Genomic DNA, 12902 nt, shown 5'->3' with positions numbered 1-12902 from the left:
CTTTCTTGTGGTGACCTGGCGTTCAGTGTTCCAGGTTACCGAATATGGCGCAGCGGACGGGACTCGAACCCGCGACCCCCGGCGTGACAGGCCGGTATTCTAACCGACTGAACTACCGCTGCGCGTAACACTTGAAGCGAATGGTGGGTGATGACGGGATCGAACCGCCGACCCTCTGCTTGTAAGGCAGATGCTCTCCCAGCTGAGCTAATCACCCTTCGTTTCGGTGTGGGCGCATCTTACACCAAAAATCCGCAATGTCTTGTTTTATATGCAATTTATTTGAAATATTTTTCGGCAGGCGGCGCAAACCCCGTGAATACGGGCTTTTCGCCCTTCAAACGCGAGTCTATTGCGTTTACCCGACACTTGGCCGCACAATTAAAAACCATTCTCAATAACGCTTGAGCCACGCCTATGTCTGTGGGTGAACCGCCCTTCCAACGGGAAATAACCGCGCTCTACAGCGAGCATCACGGCTGGCTGCTGGCGTGGCTGCGGCGCAAATTGGGCTGCCGGCAGAACGCGGCGGACCTGGCGCAGGACACGTTCGCGCGCATCCTCAACGCCCGTGAGTCGGTGGCAAGCATTCGCGAACCGCGGGCGTACTTGAGCACCACGGCGCGGCGCTTGCTGATCGACCAGGCCCGGCGCAAGCAGATCGAAAGCGCCTACCTGCAAGAGTTGGCGCTGACGGTGGACGCCCTGGAAGGGTTCCAGTCGCCGGAGCAGATCCACACCACCCTCGAAGCCCTGGAACAGATCGCGTTCATCCTCGAAGGCATGCACGCCTATTCGCGCGAGGCCTTCGTGCTGTATTACCTCGAAGAACTGACCCAACAACAGATCGCCCGCCAGCTCAAGCTGTCGGAACGCACCGTGCGCAAGTACCTGATCCAGGCGCTTGTGCATTGCGGCCACAGCCTGGACACCTGAGCGCACATGCACGACGCCCGCCAACAGATCGAAGAACAAGCCGCCGAATGGCTGCTGCGCCTGCACGAAGGCGAGCTGAGCGAAGCCCAGCGCCTGGCGTTCGAATGCTGGAAGCAACAAGGCCCGCACTACGCCGCAGCCGCCGCGCGCATGGAAGAAGTGATTGCGCGCATGCAAGGCCTGCGCGGGAAAAAAGCACCGGCGCGGGCCGCCTTGAACGCCGCGTTTACCCAGCAAAAAACCCGTCGCCGCAAGAACACTGTACGCGCCCTGCTGCTGGCGTGCAGCCTGGCGATCCCGGCCGCAGCGCTGCTCATCAGCCCGTATCCGCAACAATGGATGGCCGATGTGCGCAATGGTCCTGGCCAGTGGCAAACCCTGCAATTGGCGGACGGCTCGACATTAACCCTCAACGGCATCAGCGCGGCGAACCTGCATTTCGACGCCAAACAGCGCCGCATCGAATTGCTGCAAGGCGAGATCCTGGTAGAGGTAGCCCACGACAGCACGCGGCCATTTATCGTGCAGACTGCCCAAGGCACCTTGCGTGCACTGGGCACGCGATTTGTGGTCAAGCGTGAGGGCGATGTCACTGTGCTGAGCATGTTGCAGTCACGCGTGGCGGCACAAAGCGCCAATGCCCAGCAGACCCTGGAAGTCGATGCCGGCTCCCGGGCGCTGGTCAGCAGCCACAGCGTGCGACTGGCCGGCAGCATCGACCCCGCCAGCATCAACGAAGCCTGGCGCCGCCATCAGTTGGTGGTGGAAAACCGGCCATTGCCCGAGGTGCTGGATGAAATCTCCCGCCACCGCAGCGGCCGTGTGCAATTCGATCGTGCGGCGCTGCAAAGCCTGCGCGTCTCGGCCGTCATCCCCTTGGACGACAGCGAGCATGCCCTGCAATTACTCGCGCAAACCTTACCGATTAAAGTCAGAAGTTTTACCCCTTGGCTGATCCTCGTGGACCCAGCCGACAGCGCCAATAAATAATTATTCGCATTTGCTTCCGGTTTTCTCGCAGTTGCCCGTCAAGAGAGGTAATTCGACACGTAAAGGATTGCCTTCACCATGCACACCCCTTCCTACCCGCGTGGGCGCTTTGGCCTACTGAAACTCGCGCCACTGTCCCTGGCCATGCTCAGCGCCTCGCTGCTGAGCATCAGCCCGGCGCACGCAGACAGCGTCAACGTCGCCGCCCAGGCCTACGACATCCCGGCCGGGCCGCTGGGCAGCTCGCTCAATCGCTTTGCGCAACAAGCCGGCGTGGCCATCGTGTTCCAGTCCCACGAACTGGAAGGTCTCAATGGCCCGGGCCTCAAGGGCAGCTACGGCATCCAGGACGGTTTCGACCGGCTGCTGCTGGGCAGCGGTTATCGCGCGGTAAAAGGTGATCAGGTCTACGCCCTGCAACCGGCGCCCATCGCCAGCGATGGCACCATGGAACTGAGCCCGACCCAAGTCAGCGCCACCCAACTGGGTAATATCACCGAAGGCACCGGGTCCTACACCCCCGGCACGCTCGCGACTTCGACGCGGTTGGTGCTGACGCCCAAGGAAACCCCGCAGTCGGTCTCGGTGGTCACCCGCCAGCACATGGATGATTTCGGCCTGACCAATGTGGACGACGTGATGCGCCATACGCCCGGCATCACCGTGTCGGCCTTCGACACCGAGCGCAGCAACTACTATGCGCGCGGCTTTTCGATCAATAACTTCCAATACGACGGCATTCCTTCCACCGCGCGCAATGTCGCCTATTCGGCGGGCAACACCCTGAGCGACATGGCGATCTACGACCGCGTCGAAGTGCTCAAGGGCGCCACCGGCCTGCTCACTGGCGCCGGCTCCCTCGGCGCGACGATCAACCTGGTGCGCAAGAAACCCACCGCCGACTTCCAAGGCCACGCCACTCTCGGCGCCGGCTCGTGGGACAACTACCGCAGCGAACTGGACGTCAGCGGCCCGCTGACCGACAGCGGCAACGTGCGCGGCCGGGCTGTAGCGGCCTACCAGGACAAGCATTCGTTCATGGACCACTACTCGCGCAAGAGCCCGACGTACTACGGCATCATGGAGTTCGACCTGTCGCCCGACACCCTGCTGACCGTAGGCGGCGATTACCAGGACACGTTGCCAAAAGGCTCGTCCTGGTCGGGCAGCTTTCCGTTGATCAACTCCCAGGGCAATCGCAACAGCGTCAAGCGCTCGTTCAACGACGCCGCCGAGTGGAGCAGTTGGGAGCAATACACCCGCACCGTGTTCGCCATGCTCGAACATGACTTGGGCAATGGCTGGGTGAGCAAGCTGCAACTGGACCACAAGATCAACGGCTACCACGCCTTGATGGGCTCGATCCAGGGCGACCAGCCGCAGCCGGATGGCACCGCACAACTGACCTCGGGCAAATACACCGGGGAAACCGTCAGCGACTCCGCCGACCTGTATGTCAGCGGCCCGTTCAGCCTCGGCGGACGTGAACATGAACTGGTGCTGGGCGGCTCGATCAGCGCCTCGGAGTGGAAAGGCAAAGGCTATTGGAACCTCGACCCCAACCTGGTGGACTTCAACAACTGGCACGGCCACGCAACGATGCCGGACTGGGGCCAGGCGCAATCACTGATCGACGACACCGTGCGCCAGACCGGCGCGTACGCGACCACGCGCCTGAACCTCGCCGACGACCTCAAGGTGTTGCTCGGCGCGCGCCTGGTCAACTATCAGGTCACCGGCTACAACCCCAGCTATCGCGAGTCCGGGCGCGTGGTGCCGTATGTCGGCGCGGTTTACGACCTGAATGACACCTACGCGGTGTACGCCAGCTACACCGATATCTTCATGCCGCAGGAAAACTACAACCGCGACCGCGACAACAAACTGCTGGAACCGGATGAAGGCCAGAACTGGGAGCTGGGGGTCAAGGCCGACTATCTCAACGGCCGGGTCAATGCCAGCGCCGCCTACTTTGAAATCCACGAATCCAACCGCGCGCTGTCCGACGATGAGTACAACAACCTCAAGCCCACACCCAACAACTACGCCTATAAGAGCAGCAAGGCGGTGACCAAGGGTTATGAAGTGGAGATGTCCGGCGAAATCGCCCCTGGCTGGCAGCTGCAGGCCGGCTACACCCACAAGATTGTGCGCGACGACAAGGGCGTGAAAATCTCCACCTTTGAACCGGAAGACCAGGTCAAGCTGTACACCACCTACAAACTCAAGGGCAACCTGGACAAGTTGACCGTCGGCGGCGGCGTGCGCTGGCAGAGCGTGGGTTGGCAGGACATCTACAACAGCCCGCGTGGCGGCTATGAAGAGTTTTCCCAAGAGGCGTATTGGCTGGTGGATCTGATGAGCAAATACCAGATCAGCAAGAACCTGTCGGCGACGTTGAACGTCAACAATATCTTCGACAAGAGCTACTACACCAATATCGGCTTCTATAACTCCGCCGCGTACGGTGAGCCGCGCAACGTCATGGTGACCACCCGCTGGGATTTCTAAACGCCTGTGGCGAGGGAGCTTGCTCCCTCGCCACAACAAGCGTGCGCCTACAAAAATCGCAGACAAAAAAAGCCCGCTCATTGAGCGGGCTTTCTACTTTCAATCATAGTTGAAGTTTGTTTTAACCTGGCCTCCACGCCGATAGGACATCACAAAAGAACGCCAGCACTCACCGCGCTCCTTGGCGTTTTTATTGAGCTGCTTGGCAAGCATATACAGCGCCGCACCATCGAAATCAGTTCTGGCATCAGTGATCTCAACGCCGCCTCTCTCAACGGCCAAGCCTGTATCGATGAAGCCCTCGCCCACTGTTACGTCATAACAAAAATAATCATAACCATCGACAATACCGGCATCGATGATTGAAAAAATCTCTTTAACGACTTCGATATCTTCAGTAATCATTCTTCAACCCTCTGGAATCTGATCGTTCCCACGCTCTGCGTGGGAACGATCATAAATCGCAGACGAAAAAAAACCCGCTCAATGAGCGGGCTTTTTGTGGTGACCTGGCGTTCAGTGTTCCAGGTTACCGAATATGGCGCAGCGGACGGGACTCGAACCCGCGACCCCCGGCGTGACAGGCCGGTATTCTAACCGACTGAACTACCGCTGCGCGTAACACATGAAGCGAATGGTGGGTGATGACGGGATCGAACCGCCGACCCTCTGCTTGTAAGGCAGATGCTCTCCCAGCTGAGCTAATCACCCTTCGTCTCGGTGTGGCGCGCATTCTACGGAGCGACCCAAGGTCTGGCAAGCACTTTCTTAAATCTTTTTTTTGAGGCCTTCCAATGGCTTAGGCAGGGTTGGCCTCAGCCGCTATCAAGACAATAATGCCCCCCTTTGTATAAAGGAGAGACTCACCCCATGTGGTTCAAGAACCTGCTTATCTATCGCCTGACCCAAGATCTGCCTGTTGATGCCGAGGCGTTGGAAGCGGCCATGGCCACCAAACTGGCGCGCCCTTGTGCAAGCCAGGAGTTGACCACTTACGGTTTCGTCGCACCTTTTGGTAAAGGTGAAGACGCTCCCCTGGTTCATGTCAGCGGTGACTTCCTGCTGATCGCCGCGCGCAAGGAAGAACGCATCCTGCCGGGCAGCGTGGTGCGTGATGCACTGAAAGAGAAAGTCGAAGAGATCGAGGCCGAGCAAATGCGCAAGGTCTATAAGAAGGAACGCGACCAGCTCAAGGATGAAATCATCCAGGCCTTCCTGCCGCGCGCCTTTATTCGTCGCTCGTCGACCTTCGCCGCCATCGCGCCAAAACAAGGCCTGATCCTGGTGAACTCGGCCAGCCCGAAACGCGCCGAAGACCTGCTCTCCACCCTGCGCGAAGTGATCGGCACCCTGCCGGTGCGTCCACTCACCGTGAAAACCGCGCCAACCGCAATCATGACCGACTGGGTCACCACCCAGAAACCGGCCGATGACTTCTTCGTCCTCGACGAATGCGAACTGCGCGACACCCACGAAGACGGCGGCATCGTGCGCTGCAAGCGCCAGGACCTGACCGGCGAAGAAATCCAGCTGCACCTGACCACCGGCAAAGTCGTGACCCAACTGTCCCTGGCCTGGCAGGACAAACTGTCCTTCATGCTCGATGACAAGATGACCGTCAAGCGCCTGAAGTTCGAAGACCTGCTGCAAGACCAGGCCGAACAGGACGGCGGCGACGAAGCCCTGGGCCAACTGGACGCGAGCTTCACGTTGATGATGCTGACGTTCGGCGAGTTCATCCCGGCGTTGGTTGAAGCGTTGGGCGGCGAAGAGACCCCACAGGGCATTTAAAGCAACACAGCTCTAATGTGGGCACGGTCAATGTGGGAGCCGGGCTTGCCCGCGATGCAGGCACCTCGGTCTTCAATCAGACCGCGGTGATGCTATCGCAGGCAAGCCAGCTCCCACATTGATCTCATTGCCACTTCAAAAATCTAATAACAAGGACACCCCATGCGCGCACTCGCCGCCCTGAGCCGCTTCGTCGGCAATACCTTCGCCTACTGGGTGCTGATTTTCGCGGTGCTCGCGTTCCTCGAACCCAGCTGGTTCATCGGCCTGAAAACCGCCATCGTGCCGCTGCTTGGCCTGGTGATGTTCGGCATGGGGCTGACCCTCAAGATTGATGACTTCGCCGAAGTCGCTCGCCATCCATGGCGCGTGGCATTGGGCGTGGTCGCGCACTTCGTGATCATGCCGGGCGTGGCGTGGCTGCTGTGCCAGGCCTTCCACCTGCCGCCGGAAATCGCCGTCGGCGTAATCCTGGTCGGCTGCTGCCCAAGCGGCACCTCGTCCAACGTCATGACCTGGCTGGCCCGTGGCGACCTGGCGCTGTCGGTAGCCATCGCCGCCGTCACCACCCTCCTCGCCCCGCTGCTCACGCCGGCGCTGATCTGGCTGCTGGCCTCGGCCTGGTTGCCGGTATCGTTCATGGAGCTGTTCTGGTCGATCCTGCAAGTGGTGCTGCTGCCGATCGTGCTCGGCGTAGTCGCCCAGCGCGTGCTCGGCGAGCGTGTGCGCCATGCAGTGGACGTATTGCCGCTGGTGTCGGTGGTGAGCATCGTGATCATCGTCGCGGCGGTGGTTGCCGCGAGCCAGGCGAAAATCGCCGAGTCAGGCCTGCTGATCATGGCCGTGGTCATGCTGCACAACAGCTTCGGCTACCTGCTGGGCTACTTCACCGGCCGCGTGTTCAAGCTGCCATTGGCGCAGCGCAAGTCGCTGGCGCTGGAAGTCGGCATGCAGAACTCCGGGCTGGGCGCCGCGTTGGCCAGTGCGCACTTCTCGCCACTGGCGGCGGTGCCGAGTGCGCTGTTCAGCGTGTGGCACAACATTTCCGGGGCATTGCTGTCGACCTACTTCCGTCGCATGAGCGAAAAAGAAGACCGTCACATTCTGGAAAACACCCCGCAAACTTGATCGCCGGAGCATTGTTCGGCACTCTAGCGAGCTTCGCGGGGACGACCCCGCGACGCTCTCAAGCGCCTAATCCGGGGACGACCCCACGCCTATATAGAGAGGGTCAGCATGTCCTGGATCATTCTGTTTTTTGCCGGATTGTTTGAAGTGGGCTGGGCCGTCGGCCTGAAATACACCGATGGTTTCAGCAAGCCACTGCCCACCGCGCTGACCATTGCCGCCATGGCGGTCAGCCTTGGCCTGCTGGGGCTGGCCATGAAGGAACTGCCGCTGGGCACGGCCTATGCGATCTGGACCGGAGTGGGTGCCGTGGGCACGGTGATTGCCGGGATTATCCTGTTTGGGGAATCCATGGCGTTGTTTCGGTTGGCGAGTGTGGCGTTGATCATCTGCGGGTTGGTTGGGCTCAAGATCAGCACCTAGGCCACTACCGTCATCGCAGGCAAGCCAGCTCCCACATTTTGATTTGTGAACACAGTCAAAAATGTGGGAGCTGGCTTGCCTGCGATGGGGCCAGCACATCCAACACAAACCTACCTGACACTCCCCCGCAACCCACCCACAACCTCCTGCAACCTCGCAGGCGTCGGCTCCTGCACCGCCTCCCCCGCCACCAACACCACCCGCGACCAGATCCGGTGAAACAACCCTTTCTTCGGATCGCGACTGAAGAAACTCCCCCACAACCCCTGCAACGCCATGGGAATCACCGGCACCGGGGTCTCCTCCAGAATCCGCGTCACCCCACCGCGAAACTCATTCATCTCGCCATCGGCCGTCAGCTTGCCCTCCGGGAAGATGCACACCAACTCGCCGTCCTTCAGATACTGCGCAATCCGCGTGAAGGCCTTTTCATAGATCTGGATATCTTCATGGCGCCCGGCAATCGGAATCGCCCCGGCCGTGCGGAAGATAAAGTTCAGCACCGGCAGCTGGTAGATCTTGTAGTACATGACAAAGCGAATCGGCCGACGCACCGCGCCGCCGATCAATAGCGCATCGACAAACGACACGTGGTTGCACACCAGCAACGCCGCGCCTTCATCAGGAATCGCCTCCAGGTTGCGATGCTCCACGCGGTACATGGAATGGCTGAGCAGCCAGATCATGAAGCGCATGGTGAACTCGGGGACGATCCTGAAGATGTAGGTATTCACCGCAATATTGAGCAGCGACACCACCAGGAACAACTCGGGGATCGACAGCTTGGCCACGCTGAGCAGCAGGATCGAGACGATGGCCGATACCACCATGAACAGCGCGTTGAGGATATTGTTGGCGGCGATCACCCGCGCGCGTTCGTTCTCGGCGGTACGCGACTGGATCAGCGCATACAGCGGCACGATATAGAAGCCGCCGAACACCCCCAGCCCGAGGATATCGAACAACACCCACCACGCCTGGCCGTAACTGAGCACGGCCAGCCAATCGTTGGCCTGCACGTTCTGCGGGAAGCCGCCGGAATGCCACCACAGCAACAGGCCGAACACGGTCAACCCGAATGAACCAAACGGCACCAGGCCGATTTCCACCTTACGCCCGGAGAGTTTCTCGCAGAGCATCGAGCCGAGGGCGATGCCCACCGAAAACACGGTGAGAATCAGCGTCACCACGGTTTCGTCGCCGTACAACCATTCCTTGGCGTAGGCCGGGATCTGCGTCAGATAAATCGCACCGACAAACCAGAACCATGAGTTGCCGACAATGGAACGCGATACGGCGGGCGTCTGCCCCAGGCCAAGGCGCAAGGTGGCCCAGGATTCGCTGAAGATATTCCAGTTCAAACGCAGCCCCGGGGTCGACGCCGCCGCCCGCGGAATACTGCGGCTGGCGAGGTAACCGAGCACGGCCACGCCGACAATCGCCACTGCCACCACCGGCGCGTAATGGGTCGACGACATCATGATCCCAGCGCCAATCGTACCGGCGAGGATCGCCAGGAACGTACCCATTTCCACCAGGCCGTTGCCGCCCACCAGCTCATCTTCGTGCAGGGCCTGGGGCATGATCGAGTACTTCACCGGGCCGAACAGCGCCGAGTGGGTGCCCATGGCAAACAGCGCCAGCAGCATCAGTTCCAGGTGGTTGGTGAGGAAGCCCGTGGCGCCCACGGCCATGATCACGATCTCGCCAATCTTGATCGCGCGGATCAGCGCATCCTTGTTGAATTTCTCGCCAAACTGCCCGGCCAGCGCCGAGAACAGAAAGAACGGCAGGATAAACAGCAATGCGCACAGGTTGACCCAGATCGAGCGGTCACCGTCGATGGTCAGCTTGTAGAGAATGGCGAGGATCAGCGATTGCTTGAAGATGTTGTCGTTGAAGGCACCCAGCAACTGGGTAATGAAAAACGGCAGGAAGCGCCGTGTGCGCAGCAAGGTGAATTGCGAGGGGTGGCTCATCGTCCGTGTTCCTGCGTGGCCTGTTTTTTTGTAAAAGCATTCAGGCCACGACTTTACCTAATCCGGCTTACTTATTCGCTAGTCCTGCAATACACGGCGAAACAAAAAGCTCACCTTTATAGGCACCCTGCACGGTGCGCTTGGCGACGATCGCCCACATCAGCGCCAATGCCAGCACCAGCACGCTGCCAAACACGCTGAAGAACCCCAGGTGCAACAGGCTCGCCAGCTTCAACGTGGCCAGGGCATACACCCCCAGCGGAAAGGTGAACCCCCACCAGCCGAGGTTGAACGGGATACCGGCACGCAGGTAACGCAGGGTGATCAGCACCGCAATCAGCATCCACCACAAGCCGAAGCCCCACAGGGTAATGCCGGCCACCAGGCCCAGGCCGTTGGCCATCTCGCCGACGCCGGGCAAGCCATTGGCGGCAAAGATTGCGGGCGCATCGCCGCCGAGCAGCAACATGCCCAGGGCACCGGTGCCGATAGGGCCGAGGGCCAGCCAGCTCGACGCGGCCATATTGGCGTGGGGCAGTTTATGCAGGGCCATGCGCAGCATGAGGATGGTCAGGATGCTGAACGCCACCGGCAGGGAAAACGCCCACAGCACGTAGCTGGTCACCAGCATGATCAGTTGCGCGTGGGCATCCGCCAGATGCGGTGCCAGCAAACCGCCACTGGCGGCGGCGACTTCGGCGGCCACCACCGGCAGCAGCCACACGGCGGTCATCTGGTCAATGCTGTGTTCCTGGCGGGTGAACATCATGAACGGGATCAGCACGCCGCAGGCCAGGGCCATCGCCACGTCCAGCCACCACAGGCCTTCGGCCAGCGGGATCACATCGCTGCCCCAGCGCGGCAAGCCGAACAGCAGCAAGCCATTGAGGATGGTCGCCAACCCCATGGGGATGGTGCCGAAGAACATCGACACCGTGGAGTGCCCGAAGATCCGCCGCGCCTCGTGGAAGAACATCACCCAACGGGCGGCGTACAACACGCTAAACAGTACAAACAGGCCGATGGTGAAAAACCACAGCGCCTCGGCGATGGACTGCACGCCCGGCAGGTTGACCGGCAATTGCGCCAGGGCCAGCGCCAGCACGCCGGTGCCCATGGTCGCGGCAAACCAGTTGGGGGTGAACTGGCGAATCACTTCCCGGGGCCGGGTCAGGTGACTGAAGGGTTTGTAACTGATGGTATTCGAGCAAGTCATGATGGCAATCCTCCTCCTCGCATGAGGTTGAGACCATGGTAGAACCGAATCGAATATCTATATAACGGGTAATTTCTCTAACTGTTATCTATTTTACCTATAAGAGGGTCGCGCGAACCCTGCATCAGCAAACCGGCCAGGGCACTCACAGATAACAAGATCAGCACAGCGCCGTAGCCATCGGTGGTGGCGATCAGCCCGAAACTGCGAATCAGGTTGCCCGCCAGCAGCGCCGGCAGACAGAACGCCAGGTAACTCAAGACGTAAAACGCCGACATCAAACCGGCGCGTTCATGGGGCAGCGCTAATGGCACCACACTGCGCAATGCACCGAGGAAACCTGCGCCAAATCCACTTCCCGCAATCAGCGTGGCGATGAAAAACAGCGGCAGGCTGGCGCTGTGTACCGCCGTGAGGATCAGCGCCACGCCGACGGCCAACAGGCCAGCGCCCAGCCGCAGAACCTTGTCGGCCGGGCGATTGCGCAGGCTGAAAATCATCAGCGCGCCACTCAAGGTCAGCACCGCCACCAACCCGCCACCGATCAGGTTGGAGGTGGAACCGGTCGCCGCCCGCACCAACGACGGCGCCAGCGACAGATAGAACCCGCCCATTGCCCACACCGCCACGTCCACCGGCAACGACAGCCATAACGCGCGCCGCGCTTGAGGCGGCACATGCAACGTCGGGCGCAACGAGGCCAGTGCGCCGGGGATGCGGCTGACGGTTTCCGGCAAGCGCCACACGTATATCGCCTGCAGCAGCATCAGCGCGAACAGCGTCCAGTAGATCAACTGCGTTGGCAGCGGCGCGAACTCCACCAGCAGGCTGCTGCCCATCGCCCCACACGCCATGCCCAGCAACGGCGCCACACTGTTGACCAGCGGGCCTTGCTGGCGGTCGGTATCGAGCAACGCCGCGCCGAGCACCGCCGTGGCCATGCCGGTGGCGAAGCCTTGCAAGGTCCGCGCAGCAATCAACCAGGCCACGCTGCCTTCATTGATAAACAGCAACATCGCCAGCATATCCAGGACCAGCGCGGCAAAAATCACCGGCTTGCGCCCCAAGTGGTCCGACAGCGAACCTACGGTCAACAGCGCCGCCAGCAGGCTGATGGCGTAGACACCAAAGATCAGCGTGAGCATGCCTGCGGAAAAATGCAGGCCTTCCTGATACAGGTGATACAACGGCGTCGGCGCGCTGGAAGCGGCGAGAAACGTCAGCAAGGTGATCGCCAGGAACACCAGGTTGGAACGGTGAGAAGGGTTGCTGGACATGGGCACGCTCCGCTAAAGCTAATATTTTGCTTTTGTGGAGTGTGCTACTGGCCGGCGCTTAAAGCAAATTCTTTGTGTTAAGGTCGCAAACATGGCGATAAAAGAAGGCCTCCGCCCGGGGGGCCGCAGTGCCCGGGTCCAAGAATCCGTCCATTCGGCGGTGCGCGAACTGCTGGAAGCTCACGAGCGTTCCAGCGTGACCGTGCCCATGATTGCCGCGCGCGCAGGCGTCACGCCGTCCACCATTTACCGGCGCTGGGGCGACCTGTCCGCCCTGCTAGCCGACGTGGCCCTGGCGCGCATGCGCCCCGACAGCGAGCCGGCCGATACCGGCAGCCTGCGCGGCGACCTGCAAGCCTGGGCCGAGCAGTATCTGGATGAGATGAGTTCAGAGCCGGGACGCAACATGATGCGCGACGTGCAATGCAGCCAGACGCCGGGGTATTGCGTGGCGCTGATTGGTGGGCAGTTGCAGGTGATTGTGGAGCGTTATCCCGACGAACAGGCGCCCAGCGTGGAGCGGTTGATCAACCTGCTGGCGGCGCCGACGGTGTTCAGGATTCTGTTTGCGGATGGGCCGTTGCAGGTGGAAGAGCTGCATGCGCTGATCGAGTTGGCGCTCACGCAATAACAGCCCTACATAAAACCCAA

The 12902-nt window shown here is 60.7% G+C and carries 11 protein-coding genes and 4 tRNA genes; 7 read left to right on the top strand and 8 right to left on the bottom strand.

Annotated elements, in window-relative coordinates:
• Nucleotides 1–45: 45 nt before the first annotated feature.
• Together ACU688_RS11765 and ACU688_RS11760 are read right to left on the bottom strand one after the other, a co-directional pair.
• A tRNA-Asp gene (locus tag ACU688_RS11765) sits at nucleotides 46–122 on the bottom strand.
• Nucleotides 123–141: 19 nt separating this feature from the next.
• A tRNA-Val gene (locus tag ACU688_RS11760) sits at nucleotides 142–217 on the bottom strand.
• Nucleotides 218–417: 200 nt separating this feature from the next.
• Here ACU688_RS11760 and ACU688_RS11755 point away from each other — a divergent pair.
• The 3 genes from ACU688_RS11755 to ACU688_RS11745 all read left to right on the top strand — a co-directional run bounded on the left by ACU688_RS11755 (nucleotide 418) and on the right by ACU688_RS11745 (nucleotide 4437).
• Nucleotides 418–936, top strand: coding sequence for a sigma-70 family RNA polymerase sigma factor (locus tag ACU688_RS11755; protein ID WP_257781797.1), 519 nt, complete (start codon nucleotides 418–420; stop codon nucleotides 934–936).
• Between the two features lie 6 nt (nucleotides 937–942).
• The gene (locus ACU688_RS11750) at nucleotides 943–1926 is read left to right on the top strand and encodes a FecR family protein (protein WP_448184799.1); all 984 of its coding nucleotides are present in this window, start codon (nucleotides 943–945) and stop codon (nucleotides 1924–1926) included.
• A gap of 78 nt (nucleotides 1927–2004) precedes the next feature.
• Nucleotides 2005–4437, top strand: a complete 2433-nt coding sequence (locus ACU688_RS11745; RefSeq protein WP_448184798.1) for a TonB-dependent siderophore receptor — start codon at nucleotides 2005–2007, stop codon at nucleotides 4435–4437.
• Between the two features lie 99 nt (nucleotides 4438–4536).
• Here the strand turns inward: ACU688_RS11745 and ACU688_RS11740 are convergent, their stop codons facing one another.
• From ACU688_RS11740 to ACU688_RS11730, 3 genes are all read right to left on the bottom strand, one after another.
• Nucleotides 4537–4842, bottom strand: a complete 306-nt coding sequence (locus tag ACU688_RS11740) for a hypothetical protein (RefSeq protein WP_448184797.1) — start codon at nucleotides 4840–4842, stop codon at nucleotides 4537–4539.
• A 134-nt stretch (nucleotides 4843–4976) separates the two neighbouring features.
• Nucleotides 4977–5053 (bottom strand) — tRNA-Asp (locus ACU688_RS11735).
• Between the two features lie 19 nt (nucleotides 5054–5072).
• Nucleotides 5073–5148, bottom strand: a tRNA-Val gene (locus ACU688_RS11730).
• 159 nt (nucleotides 5149–5307) lie between these two features.
• On the opposite strand from ACU688_RS11730, the gene rdgC reads away from it, so the two are divergent.
• From rdgC to sugE, 3 genes are all read left to right on the top strand, one after another.
• Nucleotides 5308–6228, top strand: a complete 921-nt coding sequence (rdgC, locus tag ACU688_RS11725; RefSeq protein ID WP_448184796.1) for a recombination-associated protein RdgC — start codon at nucleotides 5308–5310, stop codon at nucleotides 6226–6228.
• A 162-nt stretch (nucleotides 6229–6390) separates the two neighbouring features.
• Entirely contained in the window at nucleotides 6391–7356 is a 966-nt protein-coding gene (locus tag ACU688_RS11720; RefSeq protein ID WP_448184795.1) for a bile acid:sodium symporter family protein, read from the top strand.
• A gap of 108 nt (nucleotides 7357–7464) precedes the next feature.
• Nucleotides 7465–7779, top strand: a complete 315-nt coding sequence (sugE, locus tag ACU688_RS11715; protein WP_005786698.1) for a quaternary ammonium compound efflux SMR transporter SugE — start codon at nucleotides 7465–7467, stop codon at nucleotides 7777–7779.
• A gap of 110 nt (nucleotides 7780–7889) precedes the next feature.
• Here sugE and ACU688_RS11710 read toward each other — a convergent pair whose 3' ends face one another.
• The 3 genes from ACU688_RS11710 to ACU688_RS11700 form a co-directional block, all read right to left on the bottom strand.
• Entirely contained in the window at nucleotides 7890–9758 is a 1869-nt protein-coding gene (locus tag ACU688_RS11710; protein WP_448184794.1) for an MFS transporter, read from the bottom strand.
• Nucleotides 9759–9825: 67 nt separating this feature from the next.
• A complete protein-coding gene (locus ACU688_RS11705) occupies nucleotides 9826–10974 on the bottom strand; it encodes a TDT family transporter (protein ID WP_448184793.1) in 1149 nt (382 codons plus the stop codon).
• A 77-nt stretch (nucleotides 10975–11051) separates the two neighbouring features.
• Nucleotides 11052–12251, bottom strand: a complete 1200-nt coding sequence (locus tag ACU688_RS11700) for an MFS transporter (protein ID WP_448184792.1) — start codon at nucleotides 12249–12251, stop codon at nucleotides 11052–11054.
• A gap of 91 nt (nucleotides 12252–12342) precedes the next feature.
• On the opposite strand from ACU688_RS11700, the gene ACU688_RS11695 reads away from it, so the two are divergent.
• Nucleotides 12343–12882 (top strand): TetR/AcrR family transcriptional regulator, encoded by a 540-nt coding sequence (locus ACU688_RS11695; protein ID WP_448184791.1) that lies wholly within the window; start codon nucleotides 12343–12345, stop codon nucleotides 12880–12882.
• Nucleotides 12883–12902 lie beyond the last annotated feature (20 nt).

Source organism: Pseudomonas acericola (SeqCode) (assembly GCF_053456465.1).
The sequence above is the reverse complement of the archived record's forward strand: the minus strand, read 5'-3'. Positions and strand labels throughout refer to the sequence as shown.

Coding starts and splice junctions, on each gene's coding strand:
- ACU688_RS11755 (WP_257781797.1), top strand. CDS start 418: ATGTCTGTGGGTGAACCGCCCTTCCAACGGGAAATAACCGCGCTCTAC.
- ACU688_RS11750 (WP_448184799.1), top strand. CDS start 943: ATGCACGACGCCCGCCAACAGATCGAAGAACAAGCCGCCGAATGGCTG.
- ACU688_RS11745 (WP_448184798.1), top strand. CDS start 2,005: ATGCACACCCCTTCCTACCCGCGTGGGCGCTTTGGCCTACTGAAACTC.
- ACU688_RS11740 (WP_448184797.1), bottom strand. CDS start 4,842: ATGATTACTGAAGATATCGAAGTCGTTAAAGAGATTTTTTCAATCATC.
- rdgC (WP_448184796.1), top strand. CDS start 5,308: ATGTGGTTCAAGAACCTGCTTATCTATCGCCTGACCCAAGATCTGCCT.
- ACU688_RS11720 (WP_448184795.1), top strand. CDS start 6,391: ATGCGCGCACTCGCCGCCCTGAGCCGCTTCGTCGGCAATACCTTCGCC.
- sugE (WP_005786698.1), top strand. CDS start 7,465: ATGTCCTGGATCATTCTGTTTTTTGCCGGATTGTTTGAAGTGGGCTGG.
- ACU688_RS11710 (WP_448184794.1), bottom strand. CDS start 9,758: ATGAGCCACCCCTCGCAATTCACCTTGCTGCGCACACGGCGCTTCCTG.
- ACU688_RS11705 (WP_448184793.1), bottom strand. CDS start 10,974: ATGACTTGCTCGAATACCATCAGTTACAAACCCTTCAGTCACCTGACC.
- ACU688_RS11700 (WP_448184792.1), bottom strand. CDS start 12,251: ATGTCCAGCAACCCTTCTCACCGTTCCAACCTGGTGTTCCTGGCGATC.
- ACU688_RS11695 (WP_448184791.1), top strand. CDS start 12,343: ATGGCGATAAAAGAAGGCCTCCGCCCGGGGGGCCGCAGTGCCCGGGTC.